This is a genomic window from Ensifer sp. YR511 (genome assembly GCF_900103045.1).
In the GTDB taxonomy this organism is placed as follows: Bacteria; Pseudomonadota; Alphaproteobacteria; order Rhizobiales; family Rhizobiaceae; genus Ensifer; species Ensifer adhaerens.
The window spans coordinates 77734-92401 of record NZ_FNGR01000016.1; the positions used below are offsets into that span (position 1 = coordinate 77734).

General features: G+C 59.7%; 12 protein-coding genes. 7 read left to right on the top strand and 5 right to left on the bottom strand.

All coding sequences use genetic code 11. The features are described from left to right. Positions 1-201: 201 nt before the first annotated feature. From BLU15_RS24160 to BLU15_RS24180, 5 genes are all read right to left on the bottom strand, one after another. Positions 202-2091, bottom strand: a complete 1890-nt coding sequence (locus BLU15_RS24160) for a bifunctional sugar phosphate isomerase/epimerase/4-hydroxyphenylpyruvate dioxygenase family protein (RefSeq protein WP_090298630.1) — start codon at positions 2089-2091, stop codon at positions 202-204. 29 nt (positions 2092-2120) lie between these two features. Continuing rightward, on the bottom strand, positions 2121-2981 hold the full coding sequence (locus BLU15_RS24165; protein WP_176960334.1) for a shikimate dehydrogenase: 861 nt from the start codon (positions 2979-2981) through the stop codon (positions 2121-2123). Positions 2982-3072: 91 nt separating this feature from the next. Then, positions 3073-4089, bottom strand: a complete 1017-nt coding sequence (locus BLU15_RS24170) for a TRAP transporter substrate-binding protein (RefSeq protein WP_090298636.1) — start codon at positions 4087-4089, stop codon at positions 3073-3075. Positions 4090-4152: 63 nt separating this feature from the next. Then, a complete protein-coding gene (locus tag BLU15_RS24175; protein WP_090298638.1) occupies positions 4153-5433 on the bottom strand; it encodes a TRAP transporter large permease subunit in 1281 nt (426 codons plus the stop codon). A 10-nt stretch (positions 5434-5443) separates the two neighbouring features. Beyond that, entirely contained in the window at positions 5444-6007 is a 564-nt protein-coding gene (locus BLU15_RS24180; protein WP_034796497.1) for a TRAP transporter small permease, read from the bottom strand. A gap of 278 nt (positions 6008-6285) precedes the next feature. Between BLU15_RS24180 and BLU15_RS24185 the strand changes: the two genes are divergently transcribed. From BLU15_RS24185 to BLU15_RS24215, 7 genes are all read left to right on the top strand, one after another. Further along, positions 6286-6951: a TetR/AcrR family transcriptional regulator gene (locus BLU15_RS24185; protein WP_090298641.1), complete on the top strand. Its 666-nt coding sequence runs from the start codon at positions 6286-6288 to the stop codon at positions 6949-6951. Between the two features lie 193 nt (positions 6952-7144). Beyond that, positions 7145-9016: a sigma-54-dependent Fis family transcriptional regulator gene (locus tag BLU15_RS24190; protein WP_060530147.1), complete on the top strand. Its 1872-nt coding sequence runs from the start codon at positions 7145-7147 to the stop codon at positions 9014-9016. 163 nt (positions 9017-9179) lie between these two features. Next, positions 9180-10253, top strand: a complete 1074-nt coding sequence (locus BLU15_RS24195) for a 2,3-butanediol dehydrogenase (protein ID WP_029742884.1) — start codon at positions 9180-9182, stop codon at positions 10251-10253. Between the two features lie 67 nt (positions 10254-10320). Further along, positions 10321-12120: an NAD(P)/FAD-dependent oxidoreductase gene (locus tag BLU15_RS24200; protein ID WP_029742885.1), complete on the top strand. Its 1800-nt coding sequence runs from the start codon at positions 10321-10323 to the stop codon at positions 12118-12120. A gap of 396 nt (positions 12121-12516) precedes the next feature. Beyond that, positions 12517-13563: a glutathione synthetase gene (locus BLU15_RS24205; RefSeq protein WP_029742886.1), complete on the top strand. Its 1047-nt coding sequence runs from the start codon at positions 12517-12519 to the stop codon at positions 13561-13563. Positions 13564-13692: 129 nt separating this feature from the next. Continuing rightward, complete coding sequence (locus BLU15_RS24210) at positions 13693-13941, top strand: hypothetical protein (RefSeq protein WP_034796515.1); 249 nt, start codon at positions 13693-13695, stop codon at positions 13939-13941. A 159-nt stretch (positions 13942-14100) separates the two neighbouring features. Next, positions 14101-14598 (top strand): hypothetical protein, encoded by a 498-nt coding sequence (locus tag BLU15_RS24215; protein ID WP_034796517.1) that lies wholly within the window; start codon positions 14101-14103, stop codon positions 14596-14598. Positions 14599-14668: the final 70 nt, after the last annotated feature.

The window sequence follows — 14668 nt, forward strand, 5'->3', positions numbered from 1 at the left end:
GGCGGCGACCTTGCTGCCGGTTTCTATCCGGCTGCAATAACGGTGCGGGCTGCCCTTGCCAGAGAAGCCTTCGCGACTGGGCAACTCCCTGAACGGAATCGAACGCTGCCGCCAGCTCTTTCAAAGCTCCCGAGTACTCACCACTCCCAAATGAGCCTACCAGGCGGCGACGGCTCGCGGCCAGAGCCCGTCGCTAGGCCGTCAGCCTTTTGGCAATCCCTCTGGCCTCAGGTACTTCCGTAGCGCTGCAATGCGGAAAATCGCGTTGGCGGCTCCGTAGCCGCGATAGCCCCGTCTTTCGACGATCTCGAAGAAGAAACCTTCGCCAAAGGTCGGGCTGTAGAGCTGGAAATACTCGCCGTCCTCGTCGCGGTCATAGAGGATGTTTTCGGACCTCAGCCTTTCGATGAGTTGAACGTCGAGACCGAAGCGCGCTTCGACGTCATCGTAGTAGTTCGGCGAAATCGGTAGCGCCTTGAAACCATTGGCGCGCAACGCCTGCGCGGTCGAAAAAATGTCATCGGTGGCAAAGGCCAGATGCTGGACGCCGGAACCGAAGGTTTCGGCGATGAACCGGCCGGCCAGCGTGTTGCGATTTTCCGCGCCGTTCAGTGTCAGGCGCAACGTGCCGGCGTCATTTTCCACGACCTGACTGCGAACGATACCTGCCGGATCGACGATGTCGATCATCGGCGTCTTATGAGCATCGAGCAGCGATGTGTAGAAGAGCAGCCAGGTCAGCATTTCCTCATATTTTACGGTCTGAGCGATGTGATCGATGGAGCATAATCCGGCCGCGATGACCGAGCCGCCGTCGCGCACTGGCTCAAACTCGATCTCCCAGATCTTGGAGAGCTCGGATTTGTCGTCCAGAAAATAGATGAGCCCTCCGCCCACGCCGTGGATCGCCGGAACCGCGAGCTCGCCTGGACCAACCGGCTGCTCGAACGGTTCTGCTCCAAGCACCCGTGCCCTTTCTACAGTCGCCGCAGCATCATCCACCATGAGGCCGAAGGCATAGGCGGACGTGCCGTGGACGAGATAGGAAGCGCTGGCAAAGCCTTCGCGCTCGGTGTTGACCACCAAGTTGATGGCGCCCTGGCGATAAACCCCCACTTGTTTCGTCCGATGTTGTGCTGTTTTCGTGAATCCGATTGAAATGAGCAACGCTTCGAGTTCGCTTGCTTCCTCTTCCGAGGCACTGAACTCCACGAACGCTACACCTCTCACGTCGACGCGGGGGGGCATTATGGGGACCGGCAAACGAGTATCCGGTTCGGCGCGCCTAACCTGATCCCCGAGATAGATCAGCGAGCGATATCCGTCGACAGCGATCGCATTGGCATTGCCGCCACGAAATTGGTCGTTGAAGATTTCGAGCGATAGATAGCCGTCATATCCAGTTGCCGCCACCGCGCGGGTAAAGTCTGTCACCGGGAGATCGCCCTCGCCCGGCATATTGCGGAAGTGCCGGCTCCAATACAGCAGATCCATGTCGATCAGCGGGGCGTCGGCCAACTGGACTATGAAGATCTTCTCCTTCGGGATGGAGCGGATCGAGTTGATCTCGATTTTGCGCGACAGCGTATGAAAGCTGTCGAGAATCAGCCCGATACTCGGGTGATCGGCGCGTCGGACGATTTCCCAGGCGTCTCGATGATCGCTGATATGACGTCCCCAGGCGAGCGCTTCGTAACCGACGCGCAAGCCCCGCTTTGCAGCCCTTTCGCCGAGTTCGCTAAAGTCCGCGGCCGCCCTGTCAATGCCACCAACGGCAGCCGGCGAGACATTGGAACAGACAAGGACGAGGTCGGTGCCGAGCTCCTCCATCAAGTCGAACTTGCGCTCGGCACGGTCGAACGTTCGGGCTCTCAACGGCTCCGGCATGCCCTCAAAATCCCGGAACGGCTGAAACAGACTGATCTCCAAACCGAAATCTCGCACCATGCGGCCAACCTGACGCGGGCTCTCGTCAAAGGCGAGGAAATCGTTCTCGAAGATTTCGACACCGGCAAAGCCCGCCTTGGCGATGGCACGCAGCTTGTCCTTGAGGTCGCCGCTGAGCGAAACCGTTGCTATCGAGGTCTTCATCACTTGCTCCTCGGTGGAATTTTCGGGAATCAGCCGGTCATTGCCTTGAAATGGGCAAGCATCCGCGTTGTGTCGGGCTCAAGACCTGTAAACAGGCGAAAAGCGCCAACTGCCTGGAATACCGCCATTCCCCCACCGTCGAGCGTGCGGCATCCGCGTCGCCTCGCTTCTGAAAGCAGCGGCGTTTCGAGCGGGAAATAGACGATCTCGGCGACCCAGTGCCGCGGATCGAGAAGTTCGGCGTCAAGCGGCATGCCGGGATAGTTCGCCATGCCGGTCGGCGTGGCGTGAATCAACCCGGATGCCGATCGCATCGCAACAGAAAGGTCCGTACCGGCGGTGATATCCGCTTCTGGAAACAAGGCGGTCAGCATCGCGGCAAGCAATCGCGCCCGTTCCGGCTCGCGATCGAAAACGATGAGACGCTTCAGGCCAAACGAAAGCGCGGCATAGGCTGTTGCGACACCCGCACCTCCTGCTCCCAGCTGCACGCCCGAGGAAAGATCTGCATCGGGCAATCCGCGCCTGAAGCCTTCCGCAAAGCCCCACCAATCGGTGTTGTGGCCATATCGTCGCCCTCCCGTGAGCACGACCGTGTTGACGGCACCAAGCCTGTGTGCGTCTGGCGAGAGTTCATCGAGATGGGCAATGACCGCCTGCTTGCACGGATGGGTTATGTTGAGGCCGGCAAACCCCTGCCTCTCAGCGTCGGCGAGCAGCCGCGGCAGATCATTTTCCGTCGCACCAATTTCGGAAAGATCGATAAGCTCATAAGCATAGGGGAGTCCCTGAGCTGCACCTTCGGCCATGTGCATGGCGGGCGTCAACGAGGCCTGGATGCCTGCACCGATCAGGCCCGCCTTCAAGGGTCTTACAAGCGTTTCGGACATTGTTTCCGTTTCCATCTTCTGAGCCCGTTGCAAAGGGCAGCCAGCCTGCGGCCCGCCGCGACTTTGCGGGCGGGCCGAAGTATTCGCGCGGTTACTGGCCCCGCGCGGCACCTATCTCCTTGAACAACAACTGCACCGTGTCAGCGCCGATCTCGGCGCTAAACTTCTCGATCACCGGCTTGACGGCGTCGCGCAGCTTCTGCGTCTCCTCGGGACTGAATTCGCTGACCTCCATGCCTGTCTTGCGGATTTCCTCAAGGGCTGCGGTATCCGCCTCGCGCGAGACCTTGCGCTGATAGTCGCGGGCCTCGGTCGCGGCCGCCTGCAGGACGGTCTTTTCCTCGTCGTTCAGGCCGTCCCAGAACTTCTTGCTGACGAGCACGATCTGCGGATTGTACTGGTGACGGGTCAGCGTCATGTATTTCTGCACTTCGTAGAACTTGGCGTTCAGGATGTTTGCGGCGGGGTTTTCCTGGCCATCAACCGTCCCAGTCTCAAGCGCGGTGTAGAGTTCCGTATAAGGCAGCGGCACGGCATTCGCGCCGAGCGTGTTGAAGAGTTCGATCGGGATCGGAGATTGGATGGTGCGGATCTTCAGACCTTTGATGTCTTCAAGCTTGGTCACTGCATGGCGATTGTTCGTGAGATTGCGGAAGCCGAGTTCCCAGTATCCAAGTCCGACTAGGCCGGTATCGGGCAAAAGCTTGCTGAGGCTCTCGCCAAAGGGGCCATCCATCACCTTGTCCGCCTCCTCGCCACTATTGAAGAGGAAAGGAAGGTCGACGGCACCGAATTGCTTGACGTTGTTGGCAAGAATACCGGCGTTCAACACGGTCATCTCGATAACGCCGCCCTGGAGAGCGGAGACGGTCTGCACGTCACCACCAAGCGTGCCGCCGGGGAACAGCTTCACCTCGATCTTGCCGCCACTCTTTTCATTCACGAGCTCGGCGAACTTCTCCATGCCCGTCACTTGGGGGTGACCCTTGTTGTTGGCTGACGCGAACTTGATGGTCTGGTCGCGTATCTCTGCAAGCGTTGGCGCTGCTGCAAACAAAACGATCGGCAGGGCGACGCCCAGTGCCATTTTTGTCAATCGGTTCAACATGTTATCCTCCCAGATTGAGCCGGTAATCCCGCCGGCCTGTTGAAGCGCAATAAAAAGTTGCCGTCAGTGCCCGAACCAGGAGACCGGTACGGTCACCAGTTCTGGGAACAGGACGAGCAGGAATAGGACGATCAGTTCGGCAATGAGGAAGGGCCACACGCCCTTGATCAGGTCCTCCATTGTCAGTTTCGAGACGCCGCAGATAACGTTGAGAACGGTGCCCACTGGCGGGGTGATCAGGCCGATCGAATTGTTGATGATAAACAGCACGCCGAAATAGACCGGGTCGATCCCCGCTTGCTTGATGATCGGCATCATAACCGGCGTCATGACGAGGATCGTCGGTGTCATGTCCATCGCTGTCCCGACGACAACGATCAGGACCATGATTGCGATGAGCAGAAGGGTCTGGTTGTCCATCAGCGGTTCGACAAGCGCGGCAAGCGCACCGGGGACGTCTGCAACCGTAATCAGCCAGGCGGAAACGGCAGCGCAGGCAACCAGGAACATCACGACGGATGTAATTTTCGCGGCCGCTACGAAGACATGGAAAAGCTGGCCGGGCGTCAACTCGCGGTAGATGACCATCGAGACGAACAGGGCGTAGACCGCCGCAACAACGCCGGCTTCGGTTGGCGTGAAAACGCCAAACTTCAGACCAACGATGATGATCACCGGCAATAGGAGCGCCCAGACACTGTCGAGCAGCGCTCCAAGCCGCACGCGGGCGCTTTGTCTTGGCGGGAGTTCGAACTGCTCCTTGCGAGCGACGATAAGCCAAGTGATGCAAAGGGCCGCGGCGATCATCAAACCCGGGAAAATGCCCGCAAGAAAGAGCTTGGTGATCGAGACGCCGCCAACCACACCATAGAGGATGAAGCCGATCGACGGTGGAATGATAGGCCCGATGATCGATGCAGAGGCAAGCAGCCCTCCGGCGCGCGCCGGATCATGACCGCTCTTCAGCATCATCGGCAGAAGCAGCGCGCCGAGGGCCGCCGCGTCGGCGACAGCTGAACCAGAGAGGCTGGAAAGAATGCAGGCGGCAAAGATCGCCACGAAGCCGAGGCCGCCGCGGATGTGACCGACCATGGCCATCGCCAGGGCGACGATGCGGCGGGAAAGCCCGCCGGTGTTCATGACCTCGCCTGCAAGCAGGAAGAAGGGCACGGCCATCAACGGAAAGCTGTCGGCGCCGTTCAAGACATTTTGGGCGACGATCTGTGCATCGAAGAGCCCGAGAAAGAGCATCAGGGCGACGCCGCTGATGATCAGCGCAAATGCAATCGGCACGCCGAGCGCCATGGGGCCGAGAAGTGCGCCAAGGAAGATGGTGACCGTCATCGGCTCGTCCTCAGCGTTTGACGGGCAGCGGCCCGAGCGTGGCCGTGGGGTGTGGGTCAAGCGCCACTTCGTCTTCGCTGTCGCGCACCAGTTCCGCCGTCGTCACGTCGATGCGTCCGGTCGCGATGGCGAAAGCGTCGGCAAGCAGGATGAGGAATGCGGGTACCCCAAAGGCGAGACCGGCCCCGTAGAAGAAGCCCATGGAAAGCCCAGTCGCAGGCGCGCCGACATGCAGGTTGATGAGCGTCTGCGTCCAGCTGCCGCTGATCATCAGCCAGGTAGCGTAGAGCATCAACACATGGCCAAGAAGCACCGCGACCTTCGCGGCGGCCGGCGGCAGTCGTTTGATGAGCGTATCAACGCCGAGATGCCCGTGTTCGCGCAAGGCAACCACGGCGCCAAGAAACGTGAGCCAGACGAAGAAGATGCGTGATAGCTCCTCAGAGACCGTGATGCCCTGATTGAACGCATAGCGCAAAACGACGTTGCCGAAGACGAGGACGACCATGCCGGCAAGCAGCAAGGCAATCGCCACCTTCAGCGCGAAGAAATAGAAATCGATAATGCGGATCATGCGCTCCTCCCAAAGCGGAGTGCCGTCTTGGCGCCCGCGCATCACATTGGCGTCACGGGGCGGCGTTAGGGCACCGGTGCGAACACATCCTCCTCAAGTCGTCTTCGCCACTACAAAATGTACGAACTAGTACGTATGTCAAGCAGACTCTCTTGAAAGACCCCCGTAACCTCAATATGAATCTCACGGGAGGTGGTGTGGCGAGCGTCTGCGCTCGCCCGTTTCGATTTGGTTTCATTGGAAAATTTCGGCGAGTGCCGGGGGAGTGATCAAAAAGAATGGCGGGGCGGGCTGAGGCAAGTCGGAAGAACGATCCGGAACGCACCAAGGAAGACATCCTTGTCGTCGCCACGGAAGAGTTCTCCACACACGGCCTTGCGGGCGGACGCGTTGACGCGATCGCAGAACGGACCCGAACCTCCAAGCGCATGATCTATTACTATTTCGGGGGCAAGGAGGGACTTTACCTGTCCGTGCTTGAGCGCGCCTATCGCAAGATCCGCACGCTCGAGGAGGACCTGAAGCTTTCAAGCCTTGCCCCGGAAGAGGCGTTGCGTACGCTAATTTCCAGCACATTCGACCACGACGAGGCCAATCCCGACTTTGTGCGATTGGTCAGCATCGAAAACATCCACCACGCAGCGCATATGCTGCGGTCGGAAGCGATCCGTGATCTGAATGTCTCGGTCATCGAAACGATCGCGGGCATTCTGGAACGCGGTATCGCTGAGGGTGCGTTCAAGCGAAAGGCCGACCCGATAGATGTGCATATGCTGATCAGTGCCTTCTGCTTCTTCCGGGTTTCGAACCGATATACATTCGGAACTATCTTTCGCAGGGATCTTTCCGAATCGGCCACGATCGGCCGCCATCGCCGAATGATCGCCGACGCCGTGATCAGCTACCTCCAGACGGAGGAAGGGGCAGCGAACCCCATATCCTAGGGCTATCGCGCATGGGATGGGAAGCACTCAGGCAATGGGGTGTTAATGCCAGAACGCTGCCGATCTCAACGACGTGCAGCCCAGACCTCGATAGGCCTCGTCGGCAAGCGCTTAGCTCACGCACGTCACCGTCGACCGTTGGCTTGACGTTGTCGATGAGAGTGTGTCAGCTTTCCCGTCAGGAGGGCGCTCGATGTCGACGTCGCTGTCGCATATTCGTGAGATAGAACGAGTCGCCTCCGGGGCCGCGAGCCCACGCGACGAGCCCGTCGTCCAATCCTGGCTTCGCTGCCTCAATGATTACAAGCTGGATCCGACGATCGCGCAGGAAGCCTATATCGTTCCGGGATCGAAGCTGCGCGAGCATCGCGAACAGGCGGAAGAACTGATCCGCATCGGGCGTTCCGGGCTTGAAGGGCTGTTCAACCAAGTCGCCGAACAGAACTATGTCCTGTTGCTGTCCGATGCCCGCGGCGTCACCGTCGATTTCATGGGGGATCCGACCTTCGACAATCAGCTGCGTAAGGCGGGCCTCTATCTCGGCTCGGAGTGGTCTGAGAGCCGGGCGGGCACCTGTGCCGTCGGGGCGTGCATCGTCTCCGGCCAGCCGGTCATCATCCATCAGGACGATCATTTCGACGCGAGCCATATCGGTCTGACCTGTACGGCGGCGCCGGTCTTCGACACGCTTGGCGACCTGACCGCCGTGCTCGACATCTCCCAGCTCCGGTCGCCCACTGCCAAGGCAAGCCAGCAGCTGGCGCTGCATCTGGTATCCGCCACTGCGCGGCGGATCGAGCTTGCCAACCTCATGACCCGCACCCGCAACGACTGGGTTCTGCGGCTTGCCCGCTCCCCGGAATTCCTGGATGTCGACCCGGACGCCGCGATCGCGCTCGACGGCAGCGGCCGCATCACCGGTATGACCCATGGTGGCTTCGGCGCACTCGCCCGCTCGATGAACATCCGCGGCCTCCAGACACGCAATTTCCTCGGCCTTCCGCTCTCGGAGGTGTTCGATATCGACGTGGACGATTTGCCAAACTTCATGCGCGGACGTCCGAACGGCGAACGCTTGCTGAGAGCCAAGAGCGGCCTAGTCCTATTCGCCAGCGCCATCGCGCCCGTCGTCAGCCTGCGCACGCCCGCCGCGCCCGAAGCGCGCCTCCCCCGGGCCCTGCGCGATCTCAGCCAGGGCGACGCGACAATGGAACGGGTGCAGACCCGCGCGGCAAAATTGGCCACACGCCGCATCCCAATTCTCATTCAAGGGGAGACGGGCAGCGGCAAGGAGTATCTTGCTCGCGCGATCCATGACAGCTGCGGCGACAATGGCAATTTCGTCGCAGTCAATTGCGCAGCCATTCCCGAACATCTCATCGAATCCGAACTGTTCGGCTACGCACCCGGTGCCTTCACGGGCGCCAGCCAGAAAGGTAAGCGCGGCCTGATCGAGGATGCGGACGGTGGCACCCTGTTCCTCGACGAGATCGGCGACATGCCGTTCACGCTGCAAAGCCGGCTGTTGCGCGTGCTCTCGGAAAATGAGATCCAGCCGATTGGGGCGCTGAAGGCCCGGCCAATCCGCCTGCGCGTCGTCTCCGCCTCCCACCGCGATCTGGCGGAACTGGTTAAGCAGGGCCGTTTCCGGGAAGACCTCTATTACCGCCTGAACGCCGCCACGCTCTCGCTCCCCGCCTTGCGAGAGCGTCAGGATCTTAGCTGGCTGATCGATCAATTACGCGCTCGTGTCGAGAAGGAGAACCACGAGTCCTACCGCATCGACAAGACGGCTCGGGCGGCCTTGCTCGCGCATGAATGGCCCGGAAATCTGCGTGAGCTTTCCAATGTTCTGCGCGTGGCCGCGGCCCTTTCCGAAAATGGTCTCATCGATAGCGAGTGCCTGCCGGAACATCTCTTCTCCGAAGCCATCCACTCGTTGCCCGGCGAGGATGATGCGTTACGCCAGGCACTCAGGGACTGCGGCGACAACGTTTCGGCGCTTGCGAGAAAGCTCGGCGTCAACCGTTCCACGATCCACCGCCGTCTGAAGCGGCTCAACTGACGCAACGCCTGCAACACCTGTTGCACCCGGACTGTTGCATTTTCAGTGACTTTCGCTCCCGTCACGTTTCAAGCCTCTGATATCACAAACAAAATAGACGCAGTTGCGATCTGGCATGCTGCTTGCTGCCTCTCCTGTGCAAGAACAAACAGGAGGAAACACAATGAAAGCTCTGCGCTTTCACGCCGCCAAGGACCTACGCATTGACGATGTCGACGCTCCGCCTGCCCCTGGCCCCGGTGAGGTACTGGTGGAAAATCGTTTCTGCGGCATCTGCGGGACCGATCTGCACGAATACGCCTATGGCCCGATCTTCATCCCGAAGGAACCGCATCCCTTCACGGGTGCTCATGGACCGCAGATCCTCGGCCATGAATTCGGCGGCGTCGTGAAGGCGATCGGCGAAGGGGTTAGCCATGTGAAGCCGGGCGACAGGGTCTCCGTCCAGCCGCTGATCATGCCGCGCCGCGGAGACTATTATGCCGATCGTGGTCTGTTTCACCTGAGCGCCAACCTGGCACTGGCCGGCCTATCCTGGCACTCCGGCGGAATGGCGGAAGCGGCGCTGCTCAACGACTACAATGTCCAGCCCATTCCCGATGCGCTATCCGACGAAGAAGCCGCTCTGATAGAGCCGACCGCAGTCGCCGTATATGCGTGCGATCGCGGCAGCGTCACCGCCGGCAACAGCGTGCTGGTCACGGGCGCAGGACCGATCGGCATTCTCGTTGCCATGGCAGCGCGGGCAGCCGGCGCGTCGAAGATTTTTCTCTCCGATCTCAACGAGACGCGGCTTTCACTGGCGAAGGAAGCACTCCGCGAGGTCCGCACCATCAATCCCAAGATCGAAAAGGTCAGCGATGTTGTCCAGGCCGAAACCGAGGGCGGCGTTGGCTGCGATGTCGCCATCGAATGCGTCGGCAACGAACATGCGCTCAAGAACTGTGCGAGCGCAGTGCGCAAGCAGGGCGTCGTCGTGCAGACCGGCCTTCATCCAGGCGAGAACCCGCTGAACTGGTTTGACGTGACCTTCAAGGACATCGATATCCGCGGTTCCTGGGCCTATCCGACCCACTACTGGCCGCGCGTGGCGCGCCTGATCGCGAGCGGCCAAATACCGGCTCGCCGCATCGTCACCAAACATGTCTCACTGAGCGAAGCTGTTTCGGCAGGGTTCGACCAGTTGCTCGATCCCGCCGGTACGCACCTGAAAATACTGATCGACCTCAAGCGTTAGGCCGGTCCCCATTGCGGGACGGTTGAGGAGCCGTTCCGTTTGTCATCACAGAGCAGGAGGATAAAGGATGCTCGAGAAGACCCCCACCACCCGCGTTCAGGCACAGCTTGATGCCCTTGGCGCTGCACTCGAAACCGGCCGTATCGACGATGCGGTCAACCTCTTTGCAGAGGAATGCTACTGGCGCGACCTCGTCGCCTTCACCTGGAACCTCAAGACTGTCGAAGGCCGGGACGAGGTGCGCGACATGCTTCAGGCACAGCTTGCCTCTGCAAAACCCTCCAACTGGCGCGTCGCCGCCGGCGAAGAAGCAACCGAGGCGGATGGCGTGCTTGAAAGCTGGATCTCGTTCGAGACTGCGACGGGACGCGGCTACGGCCTCGTGCGCATCAAGAACGGCCTGATCTGGACGCTGCTGACGGCACTGGCCGAACTCAAGGGCCACGAGGAGAAATCCGGCTTTACCCGGCCACTTGGCGCCAAGCACGGCCAGAATGTCGGCACGAAAACCTGGAAGGAGGAGCGCGAGCACGAGGAGCGCACGCTCGGCTATGAGACGCAACCCTATGTCGTGATCATCGGCGGCGGACAGGGCGGCATTGCGCTCGGGGCCCGGCTTCGCCAACTTGGCGTGCCCACCATCATCCTCGAAAAGAACGACCGGCCAGGCGACAGCTGGCGCAAGCGCTACAAGTCGCTCTGCCTGCATGACCCCGTCTGGTACGACCACCTGCCCTACATCGATTTCCCGAAGAACTGGCCGGTCTTCGCACCGAAGGACAAGATTGGCGACTGGCTGGAATTCTATACCAAGGTGATGGAGCTGAACTACTGGACACGCTCCACCGCCAAATCGGCAAAATGGGACGAAGCCGCGAAGGAATGGACCATCGTCGTTGACCGCGACGGTGAGGAAGTGGTGTTGCGGCCAAAGCAGCTCGTCTTTGCGACCGGCATGTCCGGAAAGGCCAACATTCCGAATTTCAACGGCCGTGAGCGCTTTGTTGGTGACCAGCATCATTCCTCGCAGCACCCGGGGCCGGATGGCTACAAGGGCAAGAAGGTCGTTGTGATCGGTTCCAACAATTCGGCCCACGACATCTGTGCCGCGCTGTACGAGGCGGGCGTCGACGTCACGATGATCCAGCGCTCGACGACCCATATCGTCAAGTCCGACACGCTGATGGATATCGGCCTCGGCGGGCTTTATTCGGAACAGGCGCTGGCCAACGGCGTAACGACGGGCAAGGCGGATCTCATCTTCGCGTCGCTTCCCTACCGGATCATGCACGAGTTCCAGATCCCGCTTTACGACAAGATGCGCGAGCGCGACGCCGATTTCTACGCGGCGCTGGAAAAGGCGGGCTTCCAACTCGATTGGGGCGCGGATGGCTCAGGTCTCTTCATGAAGTACCTGCGCCGCGGGTCCGGATACTACATCGATATCGGCGCGTCGCAGCTGATCATCGACGGCAAGGTGAAGCTTGCCGCAGGACAGGTGGAAGAGATCACCGAAACCTCGATAAAACTGGCTGACGGCAAGGAGATCCCGGCCGACGTCATCGTCTATGCGACGGGCTACGGCTCGATGAATGGCTGGGTCGCCGATCTCATCGACCAGGAGACAGCCGACAGGGTCGGCAAGGTCTGGGGACTTGGCTCCGATACGCCGAAGGACCCCGGCCCCTGGGAGGGCGAGCAGCGCAACATGTGGAAGCCCACGCAACAGGATGCCCTGTGGTTCCATGGTGGTAACTTGCACCAATCGCGCCATTATTCGCAGTACCTGTCACTGCAACTGAAGGCACGATTGGAGGGTATTCAGACGCCGGTTTACGGTCTGCAAAGCGTCCATCACAAGCGCTGAACCATTTAAGAGGCAGAGGGAGCTTGAGCGCCCTCTGCCTGTCGGTGTGTCCGCGTGCAGGCACCCCAGTGCGGCTGTGTGCCATGCGGACATAGCCAGGAGATTGACGCTGAGCCCGCACTTAATCCTCGTCCGAGACTTGCCAGACCCTCCGGTCCGAACATTAGAGACATCACCTAGCTGGAACCCTGGCCATCGGGTTAGGGCGCATCTGCGGAGACAATCAAGACTGACAGGAACCAGTAGCAGCGAGGAGCGTTAATGCAACGGATCCTTCATGTCGTCTTCAGGTTGGGTCTAACGCGAGCCCCACACGCTTCGGGCCCCTAAAGTCGCCTTCGGGGCCATTGTACCGGATGTGGCCGGTTGCACCCTTGTCTTAAGCCAGGAGCCCCCATGCGCATCGCCTTCCTTGTCAACGCGATCGAAACCGAAAGGCCGTCCTATACGACAACATCCTTGGCGCTTGCTGCGCTTGCTCGTGGCCATGAGGTCCTCTACATCACGCCGGGTGACTTCATACTTGGGCCCGACGACGCATTGATGATCCGGGCGGCACATCTTGGCGACGCACGCCCCAAGAAGTCCGAAACTCTGCTACGCGCTTTGATCGCGCCCGAACAGCAAAGAGCCCTTGTCAATGTTGAAGAGGTGGATGTTCTGTTCTTACGGAACGATCCGTCGCTGGATGCCGATACTCGCCCCTGGGCCGCGCATGCGGGTGCAAATTTTGGTCGGCTTGCCGCAGAAAGAGGCACGATCGTCGTCAACGACCCATGTGGTCTGGCCTTGGCGCAAGACAAGCTTTACTTCCAGGATTTCCCGGCCATCGTTCGTCCGACCACTTTGATTTCCAAGGACATCGAGGAGATCAGGGCGTTTATCGACGATCATTCAGACGGCGTAATCATCAAACCGCTACAGGGATCTGGCGGCAAGAACGTTTTTCGGGTCGGAAGCAGCACCGAATCCAACCTCAATCAAATCATCGATGCCGTGGGTGAGGTCGGCTATCTCATTGCGCAATGTTACCTTCCGAAGGCGTCGGAAGGAGATACCAGATTGTTTCTCATGAACGGGCGACCTTTGCAGCGCGGCGACGTCTACGCTGCGTTCAGGCGCGTTCCCGCGAAGGGAGACGTGCGCTCCAATATTCACGCGCGTGGGACGCCAAAACGGGCGCATGTGACAAAGGAAATGCTGGCGATCGCCGAGACCTTACGCCCGAAGCTTGTCGAAGATGGCATGTTCCTGGTCGGCCTCGACATCGTCGGCGACAAGCTGCTTGAGATAAACGTGTTCACGCCCGGTGGTCTCCAGACCATTCGTGAACTCTACGACGTCGACTTCTGCGAGGACATCCTCGAGTCGCTGGAGAACAAAATTGCGACCAGGAAGACGTATCAAGGAGCGTTGAACAACCGGATCTTGTCGACCCACTAGGACTTTGCCGAAGAACTCTGGGCACAAGGTCGCTAGCAAATTGGTGCTTTAAAAAAGATCTTTCCAAGGATTCGGAACCGATGGCGCTGTCCTCGGTTTCTCCTGCATACGCGATAGGAGAAGAAGGCGATGGCCAAAGACGACGATCTAAAAGCCGGCTTTACCGGCACACCCGAAGAACCTCTCGCTGGCGTTCGCAAAGCTGCGCAGACAGCCACCGAAGCAGTGAAGAGAGAGACGAGCGCTGTCGCGACTGCCGCAGCAGATCATCCTCACACCGCGACCACTCTCGGATTGCTGATCGGCGCCCTCGCCTTTACCATCGGCTACGTCGTGGGACGGTCATCGGTCGATACCGGGCGGGGATACTGGCGATAGATCCGCCAGCCGGCGAAGCTGATGTTCGCCGGCGCCTCTCAAATCACGATAACTCCCTCGTTACCATGAATTTAGGCGCCGCTAATATCTATTGACTATAGCGTGCACTATGCAAGGCTGAAAGCTCTTGATTGTGTCGTGACGCTGTAGGGTTTCTTCATGTTCTTGGTCCGCACCGATCTCGATGTCGCCATCACACGATGGCGCGAGATCATCTTGACTTCCTTGCCGTGGGACCAACTTGGCGGCTACGTTGCGTTGCGCAAGCATGATTTGACAATCGAACTTCACAACCTCGATGAGGATAGCGATCTGCTCGTCTTTGCCACCGATGGCGAAGTTCTGGCCAGCCGGTTCCGTTCAGCTTATCCCTTTGTGGTGACATACGGGAGGAATCCCGGCTACCCGCTGGAATACCTGGTCTGGCTTTCATTCCACATGCAAGCGAACTTCGATCGGTTGGGTGTCCTGGAGATGAGCGCGACTTACGAGGACGAAGAGGGCGACATCGAAAGCATGTCTGCCATGGCGATGGGCTTCTCGCGTCAGGCCGACCTTGACGACTTTATAGCGCGGTTCGACGGCAAGGACCTGAGCCAGGATTTGTTGTTCGGCTATGACGCTTATCTATTGGAGGTGGGAGAGAAGATCGGCTAAGGCATCCTTCCCCAAGGAATATCTCGCTCCCGCCCCTCGACTGAAGCTCATCTCGCTGAACCAGCGCCGG